At 55.5% G+C, this 23,409-nt stretch carries 19 protein-coding genes, 1 other RNA gene and 1 pseudogene; 10 read left to right on the top strand and 11 right to left on the bottom strand.

Annotated features, from left to right (window positions below):
- Position 1 precedes the first annotated feature (1 nt).
- Positions 2 to 3,349: a mechanosensitive channel MscK gene (gene mscK, locus SK47_RS04695; protein ID WP_032657418.1), complete on the bottom strand. Its 3,348-nt coding sequence runs from the start codon at positions 3,347 to 3,349 to the stop codon at positions 2 to 4.
- Positions 3,350 to 3,462: 113 nt separating this feature from the next.
- Positions 3,463 to 4,116 (bottom strand): multidrug efflux transporter transcriptional repressor AcrR, encoded by a 654-nt coding sequence (acrR, locus tag SK47_RS04690; RefSeq protein ID WP_045337214.1) that lies wholly within the window; start codon positions 4,114 to 4,116, stop codon positions 3,463 to 3,465.
- A 141-nt stretch (positions 4,117 to 4,257) separates the two neighbouring features.
- Between acrR and acrA the strand changes: the two genes are divergently transcribed.
- From acrA to SK47_RS04660, 6 genes are all read left to right on the top strand, one after another.
- Complete coding sequence (acrA, locus tag SK47_RS04685) at positions 4,258 to 5,451, top strand: multidrug efflux RND transporter periplasmic adaptor subunit AcrA (protein ID WP_022650498.1); 1,194 nt, start codon at positions 4,258 to 4,260, stop codon at positions 5,449 to 5,451.
- 22 nt (positions 5,452 to 5,473) lie between these two features.
- On the top strand, positions 5,474 to 8,620 hold the full coding sequence (gene acrB, locus SK47_RS04680; RefSeq protein ID WP_022650497.1) for a multidrug efflux RND transporter permease subunit AcrB: 3,147 nt from the start codon (positions 5,474 to 5,476) through the stop codon (positions 8,618 to 8,620).
- Between the two features lie 510 nt (positions 8,621 to 9,130).
- Positions 9,131 to 9,505, top strand: coding sequence for an Hha toxicity modulator TomB (gene tomB / locus SK47_RS04675; RefSeq protein ID WP_006809850.1), 375 nt, complete (start codon positions 9,131 to 9,133; stop codon positions 9,503 to 9,505).
- A 27-nt stretch (positions 9,506 to 9,532) separates the two neighbouring features.
- Positions 9,533 to 9,751: an HHA domain-containing protein gene (locus SK47_RS04670; protein WP_015571250.1), complete on the top strand. Its 219-nt coding sequence runs from the start codon at positions 9,533 to 9,535 to the stop codon at positions 9,749 to 9,751.
- Positions 9,752 to 9,959: 208 nt separating this feature from the next.
- On the top strand, positions 9,960 to 10,511 hold the full coding sequence (gene maa, locus SK47_RS04665; protein WP_048243549.1) for a maltose O-acetyltransferase: 552 nt from the start codon (positions 9,960 to 9,962) through the stop codon (positions 10,509 to 10,511).
- Positions 10,512 to 10,627: 116 nt separating this feature from the next.
- Positions 10,628 to 11,095, top strand: coding sequence for a YlaC family protein (locus SK47_RS04660; RefSeq protein WP_022650495.1), 468 nt, complete (start codon positions 10,628 to 10,630; stop codon positions 11,093 to 11,095).
- On the opposite strand, the pseudogene SK47_RS04655 reads toward SK47_RS04660, so the two are convergent.
- A pseudogene (locus SK47_RS04655) lies at positions 11,067 to 12,526 on the bottom strand (PLP-dependent aminotransferase family protein). The gene SK47_RS04660 and the pseudogene SK47_RS04655 sit on opposite strands and share 29 nt — an antisense overlap.
- A 101-nt stretch (positions 12,527 to 12,627) precedes the next feature.
- Here SK47_RS04655 and SK47_RS04650 point away from each other — a divergent pair.
- On the top strand, positions 12,628 to 13,338 hold the full coding sequence (locus SK47_RS04650; protein WP_022650493.1) for a GNAT family N-acetyltransferase: 711 nt from the start codon (positions 12,628 to 12,630) through the stop codon (positions 13,336 to 13,338).
- Here SK47_RS04650 and ykgO read toward each other — a convergent pair.
- On the bottom strand, positions 13,335 to 13,475 hold the full coding sequence (ykgO, locus tag SK47_RS04645) for a type B 50S ribosomal protein L36 (protein ID WP_003859006.1): 141 nt from the start codon (positions 13,473 to 13,475) through the stop codon (positions 13,335 to 13,337). The two genes, SK47_RS04650 and ykgO, sit on opposite strands and share 4 nt — an antisense overlap.
- Before the next feature lie 2 nt (positions 13,476 to 13,477).
- On the bottom strand, positions 13,478 to 13,738 hold the full coding sequence (locus SK47_RS04640; RefSeq protein WP_015571255.1) for a type B 50S ribosomal protein L31: 261 nt from the start codon (positions 13,736 to 13,738) through the stop codon (positions 13,478 to 13,480).
- A 216-nt stretch (positions 13,739 to 13,954) separates the two neighbouring features.
- Here SK47_RS04640 and SK47_RS04635 point away from each other — a divergent pair, with 216 nt between their 5' ends.
- Positions 13,955 to 15,514 (top strand): EAL domain-containing protein, encoded by a 1,560-nt coding sequence (locus SK47_RS04635; protein WP_048243548.1) that lies wholly within the window; start codon positions 13,955 to 13,957, stop codon positions 15,512 to 15,514.
- 51 nt (positions 15,515 to 15,565) lie between these two features.
- Here SK47_RS04635 and SK47_RS04630 read toward each other — a convergent pair whose 3' ends face one another.
- The 3 genes from SK47_RS04630 to SK47_RS04620 all read right to left on the bottom strand — a co-directional run bounded on the left by SK47_RS04630 (position 15,566) and on the right by SK47_RS04620 (position 20,518).
- Positions 15,566 to 18,655, bottom strand: a complete 3,090-nt coding sequence (locus tag SK47_RS04630) for a beta-galactosidase (RefSeq protein ID WP_048243547.1) — start codon at positions 18,653 to 18,655, stop codon at positions 15,566 to 15,568.
- A 103-nt stretch (positions 18,656 to 18,758) separates the two neighbouring features.
- Positions 18,759 to 19,829 (bottom strand): LacI family DNA-binding transcriptional regulator, encoded by a 1,071-nt coding sequence (locus tag SK47_RS04625; protein ID WP_023324240.1) that lies wholly within the window; start codon positions 19,827 to 19,829, stop codon positions 18,759 to 18,761.
- 77 nt (positions 19,830 to 19,906) lie between these two features.
- On the bottom strand, positions 19,907 to 20,518 hold the full coding sequence (locus SK47_RS04620; protein WP_023324239.1) for a membrane protein YczE: 612 nt from the start codon (positions 20,516 to 20,518) through the stop codon (positions 19,907 to 19,909).
- An 84-nt stretch (positions 20,519 to 20,602) separates the two neighbouring features.
- On the opposite strand from SK47_RS04620, the gene SK47_RS04615 reads away from it, so the two are divergent.
- Positions 20,603 to 22,024 (top strand): MocR-like transcription factor YczR, encoded by a 1,422-nt coding sequence (locus tag SK47_RS04615; protein ID WP_022650488.1) that lies wholly within the window; start codon positions 20,603 to 20,605, stop codon positions 22,022 to 22,024.
- Positions 22,025 to 22,094: 70 nt separating this feature from the next.
- On the opposite strand, the gene SK47_RS04610 is transcribed toward SK47_RS04615, so the two are convergent.
- From SK47_RS04610 to ffs, 3 genes are all read right to left on the bottom strand, one after another.
- A complete protein-coding gene (locus SK47_RS04610) occupies positions 22,095 to 22,310 on the bottom strand; it encodes a hypothetical protein (RefSeq protein WP_015571263.1) in 216 nt (71 codons plus the stop codon).
- A complete protein-coding gene (locus tag SK47_RS04605) occupies positions 22,307 to 22,558 on the bottom strand; it encodes a hypothetical protein (RefSeq protein WP_006809862.1) in 252 nt (83 codons plus the stop codon). The genes SK47_RS04610 and SK47_RS04605 overlap by 4 nt, the downstream gene beginning before the upstream one ends.
- Positions 22,559 to 22,804: 246 nt before the next feature.
- Positions 22,805 to 22,901, bottom strand: an RNA gene (ffs, locus tag SK47_RS22915) — signal recognition particle sRNA small type.
- A 170-nt stretch (positions 22,902 to 23,071) separates the two neighbouring features.
- Here ffs and SK47_RS04600 point away from each other — a divergent pair.
- The gene (locus SK47_RS04600; RefSeq protein WP_003859016.1) at positions 23,072 to 23,383 is read left to right on the top strand and encodes an MGMT family protein; all 312 of its coding nucleotides are present in this window, start codon (positions 23,072 to 23,074) and stop codon (positions 23,381 to 23,383) included.
- Positions 23,384 to 23,409: the final 26 nt, after the last annotated feature.

Below are 23,409 nucleotides of genomic sequence, written 5' to 3'. Positions count from 1 at the left end.
TTCAGGCGGGAGTCGGGTCGTCCCCCTTAATCTCGCGCTTCACTTCCGTATGCTCGTCACCTTTCTCGTTACGCAGGTGCACTTCAAGCTGGTTGAAGGCGATATTAATGTTGTTTTCACGACACAGACGGTCAATGGTGCGGTTCAGCTCATCGACGGTGTAGCTGCGATCGCGCAGTTCACGTACGTACAGGCGCAGCTCATGATCCAGCGTGCTTGGCCCGAAGGTGGTGAAGAACACGTCAGGCGCAGGATCGTGCATCACTTTAGGATGTGATTTCGCGGCTTCCAGCAGGACCTCTTTCACTTTATCCAGATCTGAACCGTAGGCCACCCCGAGTCGGATCACCACGCGGGTGGTGGTATCCGAGAGCGACCAGTTGATCAGGCGCTCGGTCACAAAGGCTTTGTTCGGGATGATCACCTCTTTACGATCGAAGTCGGTAATGGTGGTCGCACGGATGCGGATCTTGCTGACGGTCCCGGAGAAGGTGCCGATGGTGACGGTATCGCCGATACGCACCGGACGTTCGAACAGGATAATCAGGCCAGAGACAAAGTTACCAAAGATCTCCTGCAAGCCGAAGCCGAGACCCACCGACAACGCTGCCGCCAGCCACTGGAGTTTATCCCACGAGACGCCCAGCGAACCGAATACCGTCATCGCCCCGACAATAATAATGACGTAGTTCAGGATGGTAGTAATGGCGTACGACGCCCCCTGACGCAGGTTCAGTCTTGAGAGCACCAGCACTTCCAGCAGACCCGGCAGGTTGCGGATCAACGCCCAGGCAACCACTGACGACACCAGCGCAAAGAGCAGGCTGCCCATGGTGACGCTTTTCATTACCGCAGCGCCCGCTTCGGTACCGTTGTATTGCCAGAGCGTGATACTGTCGAGGTAGGCGAAGACGGTAATTAAATCAGACCAGATGGCCCAGAACATCACCGCAAACAGGGCGATCATCACCAGCATGGTAATACGCATCGTTTGCTGGTTGACCTGCTCCAGGGCGATAGTCGGCTCTTCCTGCGGCTCTGCCCCTTCAGCCCCCTCTTTCACCTGATGCTGCCGACGGGCAACAGCACGACGATACGCAATGCGGCGCGCCGCTACGCTCAAACCACGCAGCACGGTCTGGAACAGCAGGTTCCACACAATCACCAGATAAACCGTTTCGATCCAGCGGCCTGACAGACGCAGCGTGGTATAGAAGTAACCCGTCGCCGTCAGCACCATCAGCGCCAGCGGAATGATCGCCAGCACCGTTACGGTAACCAGACGAAGATTATGGGACTCTTTATCCCGCCAGCTGTCGCGGCACATCGGCCACATAAGGACGGCAATCAGCAGCAGGTTCAGCATAATCACCAGTTGCCCCAGTACGTCATCCATCAGATGCAGCGGCGAAAGCTCGGCCACAACTGACCAGAAGTGCAGCGGCAGCAGCGCGAGGCTGATGCGTACAATCTGGCGACGCCAGTGGCTGGTGAGTTTTTCCGGCATGTTGAAGTGGCGGACGGCGACGCCATCTTTTTCCAGCACTTTCCAGCACAGGCCAAACACCAGCCAGAACAGCGCCAGCTTCTTGCTGAACGCCCACAGCAGATCGCTGATATTCAACTGCATGGTCAGCAGGATCAGGCCCACGGCGAGTATCAACAGGCAGACCGGCAGAGCACGGATCAGATCGATCAGGATCGCTTTCGGGGTGTGCAGCTGGCTGTCGTTACGCAGTTGCCCCACTTCCGAGGCCAGCTTCGCCTGGTACTGTTTCAGCCATTTCAAACGCCAGCGTATTACGCCAGCGATGAGCAACAAAGGCAGTCCCGCCAGGAAGGCAATCATTACCGCAGGCCAGGCTTTCTCCCAGTTCACGGTAATTTTCATGCTTTTTATCTGGGATTTCAGCGTTTCCGGGAAAGATTTAAACCAGTCCCAGTCCATGGGTTTATTGCTGTTCACCCAGAAAATCTGCTGAGTCAGGATCTCCTGGAGGCTTTTAGAAACGCTCACCAGCTGCTGCTGGTTGATTTGCAGGTTAATCGCCATCATCAACTGGTTGCCCAGCTGCTTGTTGAGCTGATCGAGCAGTTCGCGGCGCATGTCCACCACCTGCAACAGCGCGTCGTGAACTTCAGCGTTCACTTCACCTGAATGGCCCTCTTCCACTTTGGCAACGAAGGTATCGCTCTGGAATAGCGCATCGCGCTGCTGGTTGACGTCAAACTGTTCAAGACGCAAATCCGCAATGCGATTGGTCATGTCTTCCAGCTCGTCGGCGGACGGCAGCGTCTGCTGTTGCTGGTAGAGAATGCGCGACAGCAGCAGGCTGCCCTTCAGGACGGCAATCTGCTCCTTGACGTTACGCTCGGCCTGCAACGCGCGATCCAGCCAGTTTTTGACCTTGATATTCTGCTGTACCAGCGCGCTGCCGTTTTCAGTCGCCTGGATCAGACGTTCGCTCAGCTGGTGGTTAATCTCCAGCTCCTGCTTCACCAGCGGGTTGGCCTGAATACGCGCCGTCTCGTCTGGCGAGACCGCTTCCTGGGCCGTTTTTTCAGTCAGGGTCAGGCGCTTGCTGTTTACCGCTTCCTGCAACAGCTGAAGCTGATGCTCAAGCCGGTTGATATTCGCGGTCACGTAGTCACGCTGTTTTTGCAGCGCATCCTGTAGCACCGTGTTGCCTTCCAGGCTCTTACGCTGCTGTTCAATCTCCGCGTTTAGCAGCGTCTGCTGGATATTCAGCAGCGTTTGCTGGGTGGGGCGAAGCGCCCCTTCCCCAACGGTGACGCCATTCAGACGGTTACGTATCTGCTGTAGCTGTTGCGATGCGGAGTACATGGCGTTCTGCACGCGCTCAGGCTGGGTTTGCAGCGAAACCAGCTGGCTGTTATAGGTTGAGAGATCGGACTGCGCCGTTTGCAGATCGTCCAGCAGCTGCGCCACGCGCGACTCAAGCTGGCGCAACGACAGCGTGGCAAGCGTTTTTCGGGTTTCATCGTCGTTGTCGACGTCGCTGAGCGCATTCAGCGCCTCCGTAGCCTTACGCATGTTTTCCGGCGCCTGAGCGACCTTCTGCCTCAGCTGGGCCGTTTCGGCTTTGATGCGCTCTATCTTGTCCAGCGTTTCCAGGGTTTCCGTCAGGTCCTGCTGAACAAGTTTTTCCAGGGCGGACAGATCTTTCTGCTTATTCAGGGTGTCGAGTTGCGCCTGAACATCAGCACGCGTGGGAATGTCACTGCCGTTGTCTGCACGGGCCCAGGAAAGCGGCGCGGCTGCAAAGTAAAACAGCAGGATCAAAAACAGGGCCAGAACAGGATGTTGCGAGCGATTGGTGTGCAGCATAGTTGTGAATGTGATGTGAGAAATGACCGGAAATAGTCGGGCATGAAGGATATCACGCCCGGCTGAAGCAGAATAGTACGACGGAAAGGGTCTACGATTTTTCCCGTACCCGATCAGGCAGAACGGGGGTGATGCTTACTTTGAAGGGTCGGACAGAGCTGGCACATCTCAAGAAAAATGTCGACATAGCTGCGCGCCTCTGATCTGAGATCGAACGACTCCGGAGCAAAAAGCCAGTTTTCCATCAGGCCGGAAATATAGCTGCGCATCAGGATCGCCGCCCGGCGGGTGAGTAAGGTGGCAGGAAGCATTTTGGCCTGCATGCACTCCGTGAGGACCTGTTCGATGCGATCGTAGCTTTCCAGACACAGGTCGCGTTGCGCCTGCTGAACCACCGCCATTTCGCCAACGAACTCACATTTATGGAAGATGATTTCCATCATCAGACGGCGGCGCTCTTCAACAACTGTCGCTTCAAGGATATATACTAGAATTTCTCTTAACACAGAGAGTGGATCGTGAGGGAATTTTGCCCGATACTCACTCTCAAGATCGCTAATGCTGGACTCTGAAAGCTCCCAGATTTCACCAAACAGATCGGACTTGTCTTTGAAATGCCAGTAAATCGCTCCCCGCGTGACGCCCGCGGCCTGAGCAATCTGTGCCAGCGAGGTTGCCGAAACACCCTGCTGTGAGAACAAACGCATTGCCACATCCAGAATGTGTTGTCGGGTTTCCAGCGCTTGTTGTTTGGTTTTTCGTGCCATACGTTGATGAATTTACAGGAGTCAGATTTACATACATTTATGAATGTATGTACCATAGCATGACGATAATATAAACGCAGCAATGGGTTTTTAGACTCAGGACCCTTGATCAATTTGAAATCGGACACTCGAGGTTTACATATGAACAAAAACAGAGGGTTAACGCCTCTGGCGGTCGTTCTGATGCTCTCAGGCAGCTTAGCGCTTACAGGATGTGACGACAAAGAGGCTCAACAAGGAGCTCAGCAGGTGCCAGAAGTTGGCGTCGTGACGCTCAAATCCGAACCTCTCCAGATGACAACAGAACTACCGGGCCGCACCAGCGCCTATCGCATTGCGGAAGTGCGTCCGCAGGTAAGCGGTATCATCCTGAAACGTAACTTCACCGAAGGCGGTGATGTCAAGGCAGGTGAGTCTCTGTATCAGATTGATCCAGCAACCTACCAGGCGTCTTATGAGAGCGCTAAAGGCGATCTGGCGAAAGCAGAAGCGGCAGCCAAAATTTCGCAGCTGACGTTGAATCGTTACAAGAAGCTGCTCGGCACGCAGTACATCAGCCAACAGGATTATGATTCAGCCCTGGCCGATGCGCAGCAAGCCAACGCGGCCGTTGTGGCGGCGAAAGCGGCGGTAGAAACCGCGCGTATTAACCTGGCCTACACCAAAGTGACCTCCCCTATCAGCGGTCGCATTGGTAAATCTGCCGTCACCGAAGGTGCACTGGTGCAAAACGGTCAGACCAACGCACTGGCCACCGTGCAGCAGCTTGACCCGATCTATGTTGACGTTACCCAGTCCAGCAACGATTTCCTGCGTCTCAAACAGGAGCTGGCAAGCGGTCAACTGAAACAGGAAAACGGTAAAGCCAAGGTTGAACTGGTTACCAACGACGGTATCGAGTTCTCGCAGACCGGTACACTGGAATTTTCTGATGTGACCGTCGATCAGACCACCGGCTCAATCACCATCCGGGCCATTTTCCCGAATCCGGATAAAACCCTGCTGCCGGGTATGTTCGTACGCGCCCGTCTTGAGGAAGGGACTAACCCAAGCGCCATTCTGGTTCCTCAGCAGGGTGTGACCCGTACGCCACGCGGCGATGCGAGCGCGCTGGTTGTGGGTGCCGATAACAAAGTCGAAATGCGCAATATCACTGCAACGCAGGCGATTGGCGACAAGTGGCTGGTGACGGAAGGTCTGAAAGATGGCGATCGCGTGATTATTACTGGTTTGCAAAAAGTTCGTCCTGGCGCGCAGGTCAAAGCGCAGGAAGTGAAATCTGACGACAAACAACAAGCGTCGGCCGCTGGCCAGTCAGAACAAACCAAGTCTTAACTTAAACAGGAGCCGTTAAGACATGCCTAATTTCTTTATCGATCGCCCCATATTTGCGTGGGTGATCGCCATTATCATCATGCTGGCCGGGGGACTTGCGATCCTGAAGCTGCCTGTTGCGCAATATCCAACGATTGCGCCACCGGCAGTAACGATCTCCGCAACCTATCCGGGCGCTGATGCGAAAACGGTGCAGGATACCGTTACGCAGGTTATCGAACAGAACATGAACGGTATCGATAACCTGATGTACATGTCCTCAAACAGTGACTCAACCGGTACGGTTCAGATCACCCTGACCTTTGAATCCGGTACGGATGCGGACATTGCGCAGGTTCAGGTGCAGAACAAATTGCAGCTGGCGATGCCTCTGCTGCCGCAGGAAGTACAACAGCAGGGCGTGAGCGTCGAGAAATCGTCCAGTAGCTTCCTGATGGTTGTCGGCGTGATCAACACCAACGGCACCATGACGCAGGAGGATATTTCCGACTACGTGGGCGCCAACATGAAGGACGCCATCAGCCGTACGTCAGGTGTGGGTGACGTTCAGCTGTTTGGTTCCCAGTACGCCATGCGTATCTGGATGGATCCGAATAAACTGAACAACTTCCAGCTGACGCCGGTTGACGTGATTAACGCCATCAAAGCGCAGAACGCCCAGGTGGCAGCCGGTCAGTTAGGCGGTACGCCGCCGGTCAAGGGCCAGCAGCTTAACGCCTCGATCATCGCGCAAACCCGTCTGACCTCCGCGGATGAGTTCAGCAAAATTCTGCTGAAAGTGAATCAGGACGGTTCGCAGGTTCGCCTGCGTGACGTAGCGAAAGTGGAGCTGGGCGGCGAGAACTACGACGTTATCGCGAAGTTCAACGGCAAGCCGGCATCTGGTCTGGGTATCAAACTGGCGACCGGCGCTAACGCCCTGGACACCGCGACGGCTATTCGTGCAGAGTTGAAGAAGATGGAACCGTTCTTCCCGTCAGGTCTGAAAATCGTTTATCCGTATGACACTACGCCGTTCGTAAAAATTTCGATTCACGAAGTGGTAAAAACCCTGGTTGAGGCGATCATCCTCGTCTTCCTGGTAATGTACCTGTTCCTGCAAAACTTCCGCGCGACGCTGATCCCAACCATCGCCGTACCGGTTGTATTGCTTGGGACCTTCGCGGTTCTGGCGATATTTGGCTACTCGATAAACACCCTGACGATGTTCGGGATGGTGCTCGCCATCGGCCTGCTGGTGGATGACGCCATCGTGGTGGTCGAAAACGTCGAGCGTGTGATGGCGGAAGAAGGCCTGCCGCCGAAGGAAGCAACCCGTAAATCTATGGGCCAGATCCAGGGCGCGCTGGTCGGTATCGCGATGGTACTGTCCGCGGTATTTATCCCGATGGCCTTCTTTGGCGGCTCTACCGGTGCGATTTACCGTCAGTTCTCCATCACCATCGTTTCGGCGATGGCGCTGTCGGTACTGGTTGCGCTGATCCTGACGCCAGCCCTGTGCGCGACGATGCTGAAGCCGATTCAGAAAGGCGGACACGGCGAGCATAAAGGGTTCTTCGGCTGGTTCAACCGCATGTTTGATAAGAGCACGCACCACTACACCGACAGCGTGGGTAACATCCTGCGCAGCACCGGTCGTTACCTGCTGCTCTATATCATCATCGTGGTGGGGATGGCATTCCTGTTCGTTCGTCTGCCAAGCTCGTTCCTGCCAGATGAAGACCAGGGCGTGTTCCTGAGTATGGCGCAGCTTCCGGCCGGTGCGACGCAAGAGCGTACGCAGAAAGTGCTGGATGAGATGACCGACTACTTCCTGACCAAAGAGAAAGACAACGTCGAATCCGTGTTTGCGGTTAACGGCTTTGGCTTCGCGGGTCGTGGTCAGAACACCGGTATCGCCTTCGTTTCTCTGAAAGACTGGTCTGAACGTCCAGGTGCAGAGAACAAGGTAGAAGCCATTACCGGCCGTGCAATGGGCACCTTCTCACAGATTAAAGATGCGATGGTCTTTGCCTTTAACCTGCCAGCGATTGTTGAACTGGGTACGGCGACCGGCTTCGACTTCCAGCTGATTGACCAGGGCGGTCTGGGCCACGAAAAACTGACGCAGGCGCGTAACCAGCTGTTTGGCGAGGTGGCAAAACACCCTGACCTGCTGGTGGGCGTGCGTCCTAACGGTCTGGAAGATACGCCGCAGTACAAGATCGATATCGACCAGGAAAAAGCGCAGGCGCTGGGTGTTTCCATCAGCGACATTAATACCACGCTGGGTGCAGCCTGGGGTGGCAGCTACGTCAACGACTTCATCGACCGTGGTCGCGTGAAGAAAGTGTACGTGATGTCCGAAGCGCAATACCGCATGCTGCCGAACGATATCAACAACTGGTACGTTCGCGGTAGCGATGGCCAGATGGTGCCGTTCTCCGCCTTCTCAACCTCGCGCTGGGAATACGGTTCGCCGCGTCTGGAGCGTTATAACGGCTTGCCATCGATGGAAATCCTCGGTCAGGCAGCGCCAGGCCGAAGCACCGGTGAAGCCATGAACCTGATGGAAGAACTGGCCAGCAAACTACCTGCGGGTATCGGCTACGACTGGACCGGCATGTCCTATCAGGAACGTCTGTCCGGTAACCAGGCCCCTGCCCTGTACGCCATTTCACTGATTGTGGTGTTCCTGTGTCTAGCGGCATTGTATGAGAGCTGGTCGATTCCGTTCTCCGTTATGCTGGTGGTTCCGCTGGGGGTTATCGGCGCACTGCTTGCCGCAACCTTCCGTGGGCTGACCAACGACGTTTACTTCCAGGTGGGCCTGCTGACAACCATTGGCTTGTCGGCGAAGAACGCGATACTCATCGTCGAATTCGCCAAAGATCTGATGGAGAAAGAAGGAAAAGGCCTGATTGAAGCCACGCTGGAAGCCGTTCGTATGCGTTTGCGTCCAATCCTGATGACGTCCCTGGCGTTTATCCTCGGCGTTATGCCGCTGGTTATCAGCTCCGGCGCGGGCTCCGGCGCACAGAACGCGGTAGGTACGGGTGTAATGGGTGGTATGGTCACGGCGACCGTTCTCGCCATCTTCTTCGTACCGGTGTTCTTCGTGGTGGTTCGTCGCCGCTTCAGCCGCAAAAATGAAGATGTTGAGCACAATCATTCGGTAGAACATCACTGATACCGGTTTCACATGATAAAAAGGCCGCATTTGCGGCCTTTTTCATTTTCAGAAAAAATCATAAAATAGACCTATTGCTTTTCTATTTATTTTCTTCTTTTTAAATGAGGCCTGGCATAATAGGCCGATAACTTACACCAGGGACTCAGCCTTCTTTTATTATCATTTTGCGGCGTAAATTATTCGGACTATTCCTAAGTAACGGAAATTATCTGAAGATATCTGGTTTCGGACTTCACATGAAACTTTGCGCTAACTCAATGAATTTTAAGGAACCGATAAAAAACGGTTTTTTATTTGATTAACGTGGTTGCTGCAAAAGGTACATTTGCGTAAAGGCTCGCACAGTAACGATTTAATTGTAATTTTTCGTAATAGCGCGGTGAAATCTTGATCAGAGTGGCTTATAGTTAGAGTTATCAGGAACACAGCTCCCATGTGGCTAAGCAAGTTGTATCCATCCCGACATGATGTTCGGTGAGTAAAAAATCACTCAGAAGGGGATGCGCTATGGACGAGTACTCGCCAAAAAGGCATGATATCGCGCAGTTGAAATTTCTCTGCGAATCCTTGTACCATGACTGCCTTGCCAATCTTGAAGAAAGTAACCATGGCTGGGTGAACGATCCAACGTCTGCTATCAATTTACAGCTTAACGAGCTGATCGAGCATATCGCCACCTTCGCACTTAATTATAAAATTAAGTACAATGAAGATAATAAGTTGATAGAGCAAATTGATGAATACCTGGACGACACCTTTATGTTGTTCAGCAGCTACGGCATTAACGCACAGGATTTGCAGAAATGGCGTAAATCAGGAAACCGCCTATTTCGCTGCTTCACTAATGTCAGCAGAGCTAATCCGGTTAGTCTTTCCTGTTAAAATTATTACAATTACTAAGGTGAATTTATGTCTGATAAACCATTAACAAAAGTCGATTATTTGATGCGCCTGCGACGCTGCCAGTCAATTGACACCCTCGAACGTGTTATTGAAAAAAATAAATACGAGCTCTCTGATAATGAACTGGCGGTATTTTATTCAGCTGCCGACCATCGTCTGGCTGAACTAACCATGAATAAACTGTATGACAAGATCCCCTCTTCGGTATGGAAATTTGTTCGTTAATCGTTGAAGAGAGACTGTAAAGGCATTACGCCCGTTGTTAAGCTGAATTTACCTTTCGAATTACGCTTCAAGTGCAAACGCCAGGTTCCCGTATAAAACGTATTTATGCGCATAAATGTTGTGACTCCCGTCACAGCCGCTTTTAGGGAACGTTCCCTTTCTGGTTAATCCTCTTTACGCTGCGTAAAACGATTCCAGAGAGGTTCCCATGAGTGAAGAAAAACAGAAGATGATTGCAGGTGAATATTACCGCCCTGGCGATGACACGCTGAGGGCTGACCGTTTACGCGCGCGTCATCTTGTTCACCGCTATAACCATACCGCACCCGATGAGAAGGCCGAACGTCGCGCCTTATTAGCTGACCTGCTGGGCCAAAGCGAAGGCGCCTATATAGAACCGAGCTTCCGCTGCGACTACGGGTATAACATCTATCTGGGCAATAATTTTTATGCCAACTTTGACTGCGTCATGCTGGATGTCTGCCCTGTCCGCATTGGCGATAACTGTATGCTTGCGCCGGGGGTGCACATTTATACGGCCACGCATCCTCTGGATGCGACCGAACGTAACAGCGGGCTGGAGTACGGTAAACCGGTCACCATTGGTGATAACGTCTGGATCGGCGGACGTGCGATCATTAACCCGGGCGTAACCATTGGCGATAATGCGGTTATCGCTTCCGGCGCGGTAGTGACCAAAGACGTGCCGGCCAATGCTGTCGTGGGCGGCAATCCGGCGAAAATCATTAAAATGCTCTAAGCGCATCCTGAGTAACTGTTATGCTTTTTCCTGGCATAACTGTTACTTTCATCGCGTAAACCCCTCTCATAAAATAAGCAGATCACCTGTATTTTCAACAATCATAAAGGCAAAAAATGACAGAGATACAGCGCCTGCTTACCGCCACCATCGACGATCTCAATACTCGCGAAAAGCGCGACAATCGCCCGCGCTTTAGCATCAGCTTTATTCGCAAACACCCCGGGTTGTTCGTCGCCATGTACGCCGCCTGGCTGGCAACGCTTATCGTCATGCTGAAGTCTGAAACGCTGGTCGATTCCGTCTGGCTGCTGGTAGTGCTGTTCGTGGTGTTTAACGCGTTTTTCTTTTTCGACGTCAATCCGCGTTACCGGTATGAAGATATCGACGTACTCGATTTCCGCGTGTGCTACAACGGGGAGTGGTACAACACGCGTTACGTGCCGAAGGAGCTGATCGACAGCATCCTGCACTCGCCGGCTGTCGAAGCCGGGCAAAAAGAGAAGTTGCAGAAAATGGTCACCACCAAGGGCCAGCTCTCTTTTTATGATGTCTTTACCCTTTCCCGCCCCACTGCTGCGTAATTAACGCCTGAAGACGTCGGATACCCGGCGCAAACTGCGAAGCAGAGGTATTGCCGTAACCTAAAACCAGACCGGTTTGCCCCTGCTTCGTCTCAAGGTAATATCCGCTCAGCGCAGCGGGTGCCAGCTGAAACGCTCTTGCCTGCTCCACCAGCCGCTGGTCGTCGATACCGTCAATCGCCAGCGCCAGGTGCATCCCTCCTTCTCCGGCAAGAACGCGATGCGGCGTATGAAGCTCTGCGCTTAGCACCTCTCGCAGTTGGCGGTATCGCTTACGATAAAGTCGGCGCATGGCGGCAAGATGTCGCGCATAGTGGCCTTCCTCAATAAACAGCGCCAGGGTGCGCTGTTCAGCGCGATGCCCGCCGCGCAGCAGCGAGCCGATGGCGGGACGTGCCGCCTTCGCCAGCGCTGGCGGTAACACCATGAACCCCATTCGGAGCGACGGAAACAGCGTTTTGCTGAACGTCCCCAGATACACAACGGGCGCGTTGTTGACCATACCCAGCATCGCCGGGACGGGCTCACCGGTATAACGGAATTCGCTGTCGTAATCGTCCTCAATGATCCACGCGTTGTGCTGCCGGGCCAGTTCCAGCAGCGCCAGACGCCGCCGCGCGCTGAGTACGCTTCCGTAAGGGAACTGATGCGATGGCGAGGTAAAAATCAGCGTGGGTGAAGGCGCACACAGCCCTTCCCAGCACATCCCCTCGTCATCCACCGGTATGCCGGTCATCGCCAGGCCGGTTTTGACAAAAGCGCTTTTGGCGCCGCTATAGCCGGGATTTTCCACCCAGGCGACATCCCCCGGCTCGCTTAACAGCATTGTGCACAGATTGACGCCCTCCAGCGCCCCTTCGGTTATCACTATCTGGCTGGCGTCACAGTCAATGCCGCGGGAGAGCGCAAGATGGCGGGCAATGGCGGCCCGTAGCGACGGCTCGCCGGCAGGGTCGCCATACCCTAACAGGGCGCTTCCCTCCTCGCGCAGGACGCGATCGTACAACCGCCGCCACAGCGGCAAGGGGAAATAGTTGATGGCAGGCGTTCCCGGCGTAAACGCCATCACCGGAGTGTCACGCGGCACAGGCGCGGGCAGCCGGGCGACACGTTTTGTCAGCCTGACGTCCGGGTCCGGTAATGTCCGGGCAATCGTACGAGGAGTGAATTGCCCCACCCGCGTGCCCTGGCGGCTACGCAGCAAATAACCTTCGAGCGTGAGCTGGTCCAGCGCCGCGTTGACGGTATTTCGGGACACCGAGATCTGATGCGCCAGCGTTCGTGAGCCGGGCAAATGGCTGCCGGACCGAAGCCTTCCGCACAGTATGGCCTCCCGCAAAGCAAGATAGAGCGCGCGCTGGAGCGTCTCTGTCCCACGTTTTTTAGCGCAGCATGGAGCAAGGTGTATAGCTCATCACCCGGTATATTCATCATTCCTCCTTGTGGTACCAGAAAAACATAACCTGGTGGTTCTTTTTAAGGAACCAGCAATTCATTAATCTGGAGATCTTCTTAACGTCATGGAAATAAAGATGAATACATTCAATGAGTTTGGTCAACCTGTAGGGGAAAGCCTTATCGACTGGCAGCCTCGGCCGCACCCGTCCCGGGTGGTACTTCAGGGTCGCTATTGTCGGCTTGAGCCGCTGCGCATGGAGCATGCCCACGCGTTGTTCTCTGCGTATTCCGTGGCCGGAGATACCCGAAGCTGGACGTGGCTGCTGCGTGAGCCCGATGCCACCGCAGAGGAGTTTGCCGAATGGGTGGCGAGCGTAAGCGAATTAGCCGATCCCATCCACTTTACCGTTATCGATAACCAGACCCAGTCTCCTGTCGGGACGCTGTCCCTGATGCGGATCGATCCTAAAAACGGCGTCGTGGAAGTGGGACATGTTCACTTCTCGTCACTGTTAAGCCGCACGCCCATGTCGACAGAAGCGCAGTATCTGCTGATGCGGTACGTGTTCGATACCCTGGGCTACCGGCGTTATGAATGGAAGTGCAATAGCCTGAACGAACCCTCCCGCAAAGCGGCCCTGCGTCTTGGCTTTCAGTTTGAAGGGCGTTTTCGCCAGGCGCTGGTCATTAAAGGCCGAAACCGGGACACCGACTGGTTTTCAATTCTCGACAAAGAGTGGCCAGCGCTGGCGAGCGCCTTTGAAAGCTGGCTTGCCACCGACAATTTTACTGCCGACGGCAAACAGAAAAGATCCCTGGAAAGCTGGCGAGAAACGCGCGTCTAGCGCCTTTTTTTACGCCCCTGCACCGCCTTAAAGCGCGGGTTAGATTTGCAAATCACGTATAAGCGTCCCTTGCGTTTGACTATCTGGCAATCCGGGTGACGCTGTTTTGCACTGCGCAATGAGTTAAGCACCTGCATGATTAGCCTCGCTTCGCATCAAGAAAGCCGCCAAAACGCTTGCGGAAGCGTGCCGCGCTGCCATCTGTCGAGAAGGTCTTCTGCTTCCCGGTATAAAACGGATGTGATTTAGAGGAGACATCAAGAGTAACGTAAGGATACGTTTTCCCCTCAAGCTCAATTTCACGATCTGTCTTAATCGTTGAGCCAACTTTAAAATATTCATTAGCCGTGGTGTCGTGAAACACAACGGTGCGATAGGTTGGATGGATATTCGGTTTCATCTCTGGCCTTCATGTATTGTTATAACATAACAAAATACTATCTGAGCTTTGCTGCAAAAACAACCCCTGTGACGCGCAGCCTGTTTTTGAAAGGTTTATTCAGATACCTGCCTGAGACGGTTGCATGCTATAACTATATCATTTACCGATAAAAACTTTTTCCTCTGGCGCGCAAACTCCAGGCCCGGGGCGGGCATATGGGAAGGATAAAACAGCATGCGAACCCGACATCTGGTCAGCCTGGTGACAGGCGTACTGATCTTCTCTGTGCTGGTCCCTGTGTGCCTCAGTATCTGGCTGGCGCATCGTCAGGCTGAGGAGAAATTTGTGGACGCGCTGGACAGCTATGCCTCGCGTGTTCTGATCCGTACCGACAGAGTCGTTGCGCAGGCAAAACAGGCGCTCACGCACCTACAGACATTCCACGCCCCGCCCTGCACTCCCCCGCATTTACGCGAAATGCGCCGGGTCGCGTTCTCATGGCGCTATATCCAGGAAGTGATGTATATCGATAACCTGAAACCGCTCTGCTCATCGCTTGAACAATCCAGTGATACGGCGATCTTACCGCCCCCAATGCGGATCACCGAAGATGGTTATAGCGCGTGGCTCACCTCGCAAAACGACCTCGGCATTCAGCGTTATATGGCCGTTCTGGGGAAAGGACATTATCTGGTAATGGTCGATCCGGCGTCGCTTGTGGATGTTGTTCCGTTTGGTGAAATCTCAATGGATGCCGCCCTGGTGGGCAGCTCAACCCATTATATATTTGCCAGAAGCAATGTTCTCGACCCGTATATTCTCTCTGTCGTTAAGGAGCAGCAGGACGTTACGCGCGTGCAATACAACGGCTCAATGTACGTGATGAAACCTGTACCCGAACTGGGGTTTACGGTGATCGCTTGGGCGTCGTTAAAACCGCTGGCGGCTTCCTGGCACCAGCAACTGATCATCTGGCTACCGGCTGGCATACTGCTAAGCCTGGTTGCTGCCCTTATTGTCCTGCGCATTCTCCGCCGTTTGCTGTCCCCGCGTCACCGCCTGATCGACGCGATCAACAACCGGGAGATCGAGGTTCACTACCAGCCCATCGTGGCGCTGTGTAGTGGAAAACTGGTGGGTGCTGAAGCGCTGATGCGCTGGCCGCAGCCAGATGGCAGTAACCTGTCGCCTAATCTCTTTGTTCCGCTGGCTGAGCAGACAGGGCTTATTTCAACGCTGACGCGGCTAGTGGTAAATGAGGTATTTGAGGATCTAGGCGCCTGGCTACACCATCACCCGGAACTGCATATTTCTGTCAACCTTGCGCCATCGGATTTAACGTCCCCCGAGCTGCCTCGCCAGCTGAGTCAGTTGCTCAACAAATGGGGCGTCCACCCGCGCCAGATCGCCCTTGAATTAACCGAGCGCGGGTTTGCCGATCCTGCCGTCAGCGTACCTGCTATCGCTGCATTTCGCCGCGCCGGGCACGCTATCTACATTGATGATTTTGGCACGGGTTACTCCAGCCTGAGCTATTTGCAGGATCTGGATGTCGATACTCTGAAGATTGATAAATCCTTTGTGGATGCGCTGGAGTACAAGCACGTGACTCCCCACATCATCGAAATGGCCAAATCGCTTAAACTGGCGATGGTCGCAGAAGGCATTGAAACTGAAGGGCAGATCGAATGGTTGCATCGCCACGGCGTGCAGTACGGCCAGGGCTGGTATTTCAGCAAGGCGCTGCCTAAAGAGGATTTCATTCTCTGGGCCGCGCACAACCTCAGGAAATAAACCGATTGTGCGGTGTTACGTGCGGCCACGGCAGTGGCCGCACGTTTCGGCTCAGCCGTTCTGCTGCCAGCTAAACGTGTAGCGCAGCCGGCGGTTTTGCAGAATGAAGGCCGGGGCTACGCTCGGGCTCCATGAGTCGTCCCCCCCTACGCCCATGTGAAACGCATCAAGATTCAACCAGCAGCCAGCCTCTTCCCGCAGCAAGTGCTGATGCGTTGTCTCATGCAGCTGCCGCTGGCTATAACGGCTCAGGGAGAAATGGAACTGTCCCTGCAACTGATGGGAGCCAAACGTCAGCTCGCGGGTGTCGCAGCGCAAACCGTTCTCCGTCGGGAAGATATACGGCGTCTGCATCTCTTCCAGCGGTAACGCCCAGCGCCCCTGCTGCGCCGCCAGTTTTCTGTCCGGATAGTTTTCCAGCGGGCCTAGTCCCAGCCAGCGCACCGTTTCCGGGATATCCGCCAGCATAACGCTCAGGCCCACGCGAGCGGGCTCAGGAATGTCAGACGCCACCGTCACCTGCACATCACCGTGCAGCACCCCGTGGTCATCAATCCGCCAGACCTTGCAGCTTATAAACAGCGCTTTACCCTGATGCTCCCAGACGTGCTGCGTGGTCACCACCACCTCACGGTTATGCTGCTCCGCTTCACACTGGAGGAGGCGCGCAGACATCTCATACATCCCTGCCGCTTTCCAGCGTTCCACCCACGCGTTCGGATCGATGCGGGTCGCCTCGCTGACGCCAATGTCATTGTCCAGCGGCGCGCGGGTGAAGTTATCCGTTAGCGGAGAACGGAGCGTTTCAGCGCCCTCGTTCCACCACTGGGTCAAGTTTCCGGTGAGACGGCTAAACTGCCAGCGCTGCTGCTGATGAGTAATGTCCAGCGCCTCGTCCTGCACCGTTAGCTGCGGAGAGGTTCCGCCTGCTTTCGGTGGCGCAAGGTACAGCGGCGCCGGGAGCGGCCACTGATCCCAGGCACAACGGTGGCCGGGCGGCGACCACGGCGTGGCCTGCGGCTGAACGATCTCCACGTTGAGCCAGACCTCGCCCGGCTCAGCGACAAGTTCAGGCAACGGGATCTCAACGTGCTGCGTCCCCTCGGGCGCAACAGAGAGGGGTGTTTCGCCGGAAGCCAGTACCGCACCGTCACGCGCCACCGACCATCGCAGATACTCGTTGTCAGTATGACGGAACAGATAATCGCTCTGGATCTCGACGACCAGCGGAGCGGTGCTCACCAGCGTAAAGGTAAAGAACTGCTGGGCACGCTGCGCCTCGTAAAGGGCAGGATGCGGAGTGCGATCGGGAAACACCAGCCCGTTGAGGCAGAACTGACGGTCGTTGGGCTTATCGCCAAAATCGCCGCCGTAGGCCCAGAATACCGTGCCGTCTTCCGCTTTTTTCGTCAGCGCCTGATCGACCCAGTCCCAGACAAAGCCGCCCTGCAACCGGGGATGGCTGCGGAATGCCTGCCAGTAGCTGGCAAAGCCGCCAAAGCTGTTGCCCATCGCGTGGGCATACTCGCACAGGATCAGCGGACGGGTTTCGTCCGGCATACCAATCCACTTTTTAATCGACCACTTTGGCACCGCCGGGAACGGCTGATCCTGATCGACGCGAGCGTACATCGGGCAGACAATATCGGTTGCCGCCGTACTGGCGCCGCCGCCTTCATACTGCACCGGCCGCGTGGGATCGGTGGTTTTCAGCCAGCGGTACAGCGCATCGTGATTCGCCCCATGCCCGGACTCATTCCCCAGGGACCAGATGATGATGGACGGATGATTCCGGTCCCGCTGCACCATACGCGTTACGCGTTCGCTCATTGCAGGCAGCCAGCGCGGATCGTCCGCCAGGCGGCTCATTGGCACCATGCCATGGGTTTCAATATTCGCCTCATCAACCACGTACAGGCCGTAGCGATCGCAAAGCGTGTACCACAGAGGATGGTTCGGATAATGCGAGCAGCGCACGGCGTTGAAGTTATGCTGCTTCATCAGTTCGATGTCGCGGCGCATGGTCGCCTCATCCATCACCTGCCCCTTCTCAGGATGATGTTCGTGACGGTTCATGCCGCGGATCAGCAGCGGTTTGCCGTTAAGCTTCAGCTGGCCGTTGCTGATTTCGACGCGTCTGAAACCGACATCGCAGGCTTCAGTCTCCAGCACGTTACCCTGCGCATCCCGAAGCGATATTGTCAGCCGATAGCATTCCGGTGTTTCAGCGCTCCATAGCGCAGGAGCGTTCACGGGTATCGCCACCCTAAGCCGTTCTGCCCAACTGCCGCGTTCGTCCACGATGGCCGATCCGGGCTGCTGCGTGGTTTGCGCGCAGGCTTCGCCGTTACGCCACAGGGTAAACGCCACCTCGCATTCGGCGTAGCGTGTGCCTTCCAGCGCAACGTCAACCCGGAGTATCGCCCGATCGCATTCGGCATTCAGATCGGTCACGATCTGATAATCGGCAATTCGCGTTTCCGGCTTGTGCAGCAGCGAGACGTCACGGAAAATGCCACTCATCCGCCACATGTCCTGATCTTCCAGATAGCTTCCGTCGCACCAGCGTAACACCATCACCGCCAGGCGGTTCTGCCCCGGTCGCAGCACCGCGCTGAGATTGAACTCCGCAGGCAGACGGCTGTCCTGCGAATAGCCCATCCACTGGCCGTTACACCACAGATGAAAAGCTGAATTCACCCCGTCAAAAATAATGCGGGTTTGCCCGCTGCACATCCAGGCGTCATCCATCTCAAATGTGAGCGAGTAACAACCGGTTGGGTTTTCAGCCGGAACATAGGGCGGGTTCACATTTATCGGATAGGTGACGTTGGTATAGATGGGAGTATCAAATCCCTGCATCTGCCAGTTCGACGGCACGGGCATCTCAACGGCATCAGCCAGATCGTCCGTTATCCATGCCTCCGGAACCTGCTCTGGCGCCGGGAAAAAGCTGAATCGCCAGATGCCGTTAAGCAGACGCTTGCTCCGCGAAGGCTTATCCTCGCGGGCGAAGGTTTCATCGCGCCAGCTATGAAAAGGCGCGTGTGCGGCCAGACGATTCCACTGCGTCACACCCGGGTTTTCCCAGTCACGACGCGCCAGAAGTGCGCTGAGAGTCAGCGGCAATGTAGAAGACATATCAACCTCTTTGCGAAGCGCTCACAATTTTAGCCAACATGCCCTGGTAAACGGTGGCGGTAAAGACTTTGATCGTCACCAGGCGAGCACGATCACAAAAGTGCTAGCTGCGCGCCAGTTTCTCCGCCAGCAGCGCCAGCGTTCTGAGCTGTTGCGCAAGATCTTCACGATCGGCCTGCTGTGCGGCGCGCGGCGCGGTGGAATGACGCACGATCAACGTAACGGGAAGTTGTTCCTGCCAGCATTCGTCGTGATGGGCAGGTGCCATCAGCCACTCCACGCTGCGCTCACCGGCCTCGCGGAACGCCTGCCGAACGGTGGTGAGCGGAGGTGAAAACCACGCGCTGTCAGCCGTATCATCAAACCCGACAACCGAGATCTGCCCCGGTACCGCAACGCCTTTTTCCGCACAGGCGCGTAAAACGCCAAGCGCCATCTGATCGTTAGCGACGAGGATCGCCTCCGGCAGCTGCGCGCCCGCCAGGAGCTGATGCCCTTTCTCATAGCCCGAAGCCGCGCTCCAGTCGCCCTGCGCCACCGCAAACGCCTCCACGCCGGCCTGAGCCAGCGTGGTTTTCCATCCCGCCAGACGAGCCCGGGCAGAGACAGAACTTTCCGGCCCGGCGAGCAGCGCAATTCGCTGGTGCCCCAGCGAAAGCAGATGCTCTGCCCCCAGGGCAGCGCCCTGTTCGGCATTGAAAACGAGACTGTTAACCCGAGCTGTGGGGGACACATCGAGAAAAAGAACCGGGGTCGGCGAGGCCATTTCCTGAAGCATTTCTGCCAGGGCATCTTCCAGCGGAACGTTCACCAGCAGCGCCTCTACGCGCTGCGCCAGTAATTCCTGCAAAGCAGCCTGACACTGCGCGGGTTGCTCCACCATGGAGATGAGTACGCTAGCCCCCTGCTCCACTGCCCGGGATTTTACAGCTGAGGCGATTTGCGACGGCGCATGTAGCGCCAGATCGCTGGTCATCAGCCCCAGCGTGCGGGTGCGTTTCCCGGCCAGCTGCTGCGCGCCACGGTTGGGCACATAGTGTAGCGCCGCCATGGCCTGCCGGACCTTTTCCCGCGTACGGGCAGAAACGTGTTCCGCGTCGTTAATCACCCGGGAAACGGTCTGATAAGAAACGCCTGCCACGCGGGCAACGTCATAAAGAGTGATCGCTTTCATACATTCTGGCGTCGTGAAAAGAGAAGTCTCTATTCTGACACAGTTACGCCATCATAGCCTGTGAGCGCTTCGCAAAATTAAACAATCCGCTCCGGCTGTGCAGCTTTCTGAATGCGCGGTCTCTGGCGAAACCACGGCAAACAGAGCTGGATCAGCGGGCCGATGGTTAATGCATACAGCACGGTTCCAACGCCAAACGCTCCCCCGAGGAGGTAGCCGACGATCAACACAGTCACCTCGATCGCGGTACGCACGCTGCGGATCGACCAGCCCAGCCGGGCGTGTATGCCGGTCATCAGGCCGTCGCGCGGGCCTGCGCCAAAACCCGCGCCGATATACATCCCGGTGGCAAGGGCGTTAACCACAATGCCGGAAACCAGCAGGGTGATGCGCACGGGCAGCGAGGTGAGCTCAGGGATCAGCGCCATTGACGCATCTGCCGCCAGACCAATACAAATCACATTACTGATAGTGCCCAGCCCCGGCAGCTGACGCAGCGGGATCCACAGCAGCAGCACCGCTGCCCCGGTTAAAATAATCACCGTGCCGATGCTCATCCCTGTCTGGATGGCGACGCCAAGGTGAAAGACATCCCAAGGGTCGACACCCAGATCCGAACGAATAAACATCGCGGTTGAAAGCCCGTACAGGCCTAAACCGACATAAAGTTGTACCAGACGACGTACCATTTTCTCTTCTCCGAAGTACCAGGTTCCATCTTCGGTGAAAATGGCACTATGATTAATGTCCAGTTTTCAAATAGTGGACTGCACATGTCATCACGTCGTTTTGGAAGCCAGTCTCTGGTACGCCTGTTAGGGCACTGGCAGCAAGCCTCTTCCCGTACCCCGCTGTGGCGCCAGCTGGCTGACGCGTTACGCCTGTTGATTCTGGATGGCAGGCTGGCGCTAAACACGCGCCTGCCCGGAGAGCGGGAGCTGGCCACCGCACTGAGCGTAAGCCGCACCACCATCAGCAGCGCGCTGGCGCATCTGCGGGAAGAAGGTTATCTGGAGAGCCGTCACGGCAGCGGTTCGCGGGCGATCCTGCCAGACAGCCGCGCCGTGCCCACGCTTTCCACAGCCAGTGCGGCGCTGGATCTCTCAACCGCCGCGCTCAACGCGGGGCCAGAGATCCACCAGGCCTACGCCCACGCGCTAACGGCCATCACGCCGAATCTGGCGCTGACCGGGTACGATCAGCTTGGGCTTCCGGCGCTGCGTGAAGCTATCGCCGCCCGCTACACCGCACGCGGTCTGCCCACCCGGGCAGACGAAGTGATGGTGGTGAACGGCGCCGTCAGCGGCTTTGCCCTGATCTTAAGAATGATGACCGGTCCCGGGGATCGCGTGGTGGTGGATCATCCCACTTACCCGCTGGCAATAGCCGCCATTCAGGGAGCACTATGCCGGCCCGTGGGCGTCTCGCTGCCTGAAACGGGTTGGGATACCGACGGTTTTGCCGCAACGCTCGCCCAGACCGCCCCGCGTCTGGCCTATCTGATGCCGGATTTTCATAATCCGACCGGGCGTTGCATGGATGCCGCGACGCGCCAGACCATAACCGACATCGCCGCGCAAACCCGCACCACGCTGGTGGTGGATGAAACCATGGTCGATCTCTGGTTCGATGCTCCCCCGCCGCCGCCGCTGGCCGCCTTTAACCCGGAGGCCGCGGTGATGACGCTGGGTTCCGCAGGCAAAAGTTTCTGGGGTGGGCTGCGTCTCGGCTGGATCCGCGCCTCGTCCCGCACTATCGCCACGCTCGCGCAGACGCGCGACACGCTGGATCTGGGTTCTCCGGTGCTGGAACAACTGGCCACGCTGTGGCTTATCGAAAACAGTGAAACCTTCCTGCCTGCCCGGCGGGAAATGCTGGCAGAACGTCGCGACCGCTGCGGCCAGATGCTGCGGGAACATTTCCCCGAATGGCGGTTTCAGGAAGCGGAGGGAGGGCTCTCATACTGGATTGAATTACCCGGCATGCTGGCGACGCAGCTGGCGGCACGCGCCGAGACGACAGGCATCATTATGGGCACCGGCACGCGCTTTGGGCTTTCAGGCGCGTTTGACCGCTATCTGCGAATGCCCTTCTCACTCAGTCCGCCGGAACTTGAAGAGGCATTATTGCGGATCAAACCGCTGTGGCGTGCGTTAAATAAAAGTGTAGCGCCAGTAAAACGGAGCCTGGTGTAAATTATTCGCCAGAAACAATAAAAACTGCTGACTGTAACGCATGCAGTCAGCAGTTTTCATGAAGAACAGCTTAATGTTGAGGAGGAATCGGGAAGCCTTTCAGCGAAATAATGAAATTATCCCCTTCTTTCTTTATTTTTGCACCGGTATCACACCAGTCAGACGCAATTCGAAAGAACTCATCACTTCCTACATTCCAGCCAAGACGAACATGTTTCACGTAGCCGGAACGTAACAGATTGCAGGCCTCGTTGTAGTCACTGGCAGTCGATAGTTGTTGTTTCATTTTCTCTTCTTCAGAAGTTTACGTAGTGCTTTGATTTCTTTAGGAGTAAATGGAGTTACGCTCTCTTCTTCCGTATGCTGATTATCAACATCCTCTTCCGATACTCCCGCCTCTTCTACTGCTTCAAATGCCAGCAGCAGCAGTTTCTCTGTGGTCACGCTTAAATTCTCATTATTGTCTTCCGCATAGTGGCGAAGTCTTTCTTTTAGCGCTTCATCAATTTTAACGTTTAAAACCGCAGTAACCATGATTGTCACATCCTTTCGGAACACGTGTTTAATTTAATACACGAAGATAAGTTTGTTATCCAGATATATATTTTTTAGCTTATGACAGAATAAAGGCATCCGAAAATAAAATGACAGTCTATTATTACAGGTTTATGACATTATTATTTCAGTTAAATGAAGGCTGTATTACAGAAAATACAATAGTCACATAATTTAGAAGGTTTATTCAGGGGAACAACTGAGAGGATCACAAATGGGTGGGGGCCCTGCCAGCTACATCCCGGCACCCACGTCGTCTGCCCTGGCTGCTTCCTTCCGGACCTGACCTGGTGAACAGAGTAGCGTTGCGGGAGAACCAACAGAGCCCCCATTGAGAGCGTTGATAACCAACGCGCTGGCGCATTATCCCTGTGGAGCACCTCAATTGCAAGCCGCTGGCAACCGGATGCTGGATTATTGCGCAAACTGCCCCGACAATCTTCTTTATCTTCGTATAACATTACCCTTCGCTGATTTCCCGCAGGAGAAACAATGGACGAACATGACACTTTCCCACAGCGAGTGTGGCAAATCGTGGCTTCGATTCCGGAAGGCTGTGTCACGACCTATGGGGAAGTCGCCCGGCTGGCGGGTTCTCCGCGCGCGGCGCGTCAGGTTGGCGGCGTGCTGAGAAGGCTACCGGAGGGAAGCACGTTACCGTGGCACCGGGTCGTCAATCGCCATGGTGCCATTTCCCTCACCGGGCCAGACTTGCAGCGCCAGCGTCAGGCATTACTCTCAGAAGGGGTGCAGGTGTCCGGGGCAGGACAGATTGATATGCAGAAGTATCGCTGGGAGTACTGACGCCCTCTCCCGTCAACATGGAGAGG

The organism is Enterobacter sp. BWH52, assembly GCF_001037565.1.
Taxonomy (GTDB): domain Bacteria; phylum Pseudomonadota; class Gammaproteobacteria; order Enterobacterales; family Enterobacteriaceae; genus Enterobacter; species Enterobacter hormaechei_C.
The sequence above is the reverse complement of the archived record's forward strand: the minus strand, read 5'-3'. Positions and strand labels throughout refer to the sequence as shown.

Coding starts and splice junctions, on each gene's coding strand:
- mscK (WP_032657418.1), bottom strand. CDS start 3,349: ATGCTGCACACCAATCGCTCGCAACATCCTGTTCTGGCCCTGTTTTTG.
- acrR (WP_045337214.1), bottom strand. CDS start 4,116: ATGGCACGAAAAACCAAACAACAAGCGCTGGAAACCCGACAACACATT.
- acrA (WP_022650498.1), top strand. CDS start 4,258: ATGAACAAAAACAGAGGGTTAACGCCTCTGGCGGTCGTTCTGATGCTC.
- acrB (WP_022650497.1), top strand. CDS start 5,474: ATGCCTAATTTCTTTATCGATCGCCCCATATTTGCGTGGGTGATCGCC.
- tomB (WP_006809850.1), top strand. CDS start 9,131: ATGGACGAGTACTCGCCAAAAAGGCATGATATCGCGCAGTTGAAATTT.
- SK47_RS04670 (WP_015571250.1), top strand. CDS start 9,533: ATGTCTGATAAACCATTAACAAAAGTCGATTATTTGATGCGCCTGCGA.
- maa (WP_048243549.1), top strand. CDS start 9,960: ATGAGTGAAGAAAAACAGAAGATGATTGCAGGTGAATATTACCGCCCT.
- SK47_RS04660 (WP_022650495.1), top strand. CDS start 10,628: ATGACAGAGATACAGCGCCTGCTTACCGCCACCATCGACGATCTCAAT.
- SK47_RS04650 (WP_022650493.1), top strand. CDS start 12,628: ATGAATACATTCAATGAGTTTGGTCAACCTGTAGGGGAAAGCCTTATC.
- ykgO (WP_003859006.1), bottom strand. CDS start 13,475: ATGCAGGTGCTTAACTCATTGCGCAGTGCAAAACAGCGTCACCCGGAT.
- SK47_RS04640 (WP_015571255.1), bottom strand. CDS start 13,738: ATGAAACCGAATATCCATCCAACCTATCGCACCGTTGTGTTTCACGAC.
- SK47_RS04635 (WP_048243548.1), top strand. CDS start 13,955: ATGCGAACCCGACATCTGGTCAGCCTGGTGACAGGCGTACTGATCTTC.
- SK47_RS04630 (WP_048243547.1), bottom strand. CDS start 18,655: ATGTCTTCTACATTGCCGCTGACTCTCAGCGCACTTCTGGCGCGTCGT.
- SK47_RS04625 (WP_023324240.1), bottom strand. CDS start 19,829: ATGAAAGCGATCACTCTTTATGACGTTGCCCGCGTGGCAGGCGTTTCT.
- SK47_RS04620 (WP_023324239.1), bottom strand. CDS start 20,518: ATGGTACGTCGTCTGGTACAACTTTATGTCGGTTTAGGCCTGTACGGG.
- SK47_RS04615 (WP_022650488.1), top strand. CDS start 20,603: ATGTCATCACGTCGTTTTGGAAGCCAGTCTCTGGTACGCCTGTTAGGG.
- SK47_RS04610 (WP_015571263.1), bottom strand. CDS start 22,310: ATGAAACAACAACTATCGACTGCCAGTGACTACAACGAGGCCTGCAAT.
- SK47_RS04605 (WP_006809862.1), bottom strand. CDS start 22,558: ATGGTTACTGCGGTTTTAAACGTTAAAATTGATGAAGCGCTAAAAGAA.
- SK47_RS04600 (WP_003859016.1), top strand. CDS start 23,072: ATGGACGAACATGACACTTTCCCACAGCGAGTGTGGCAAATCGTGGCT.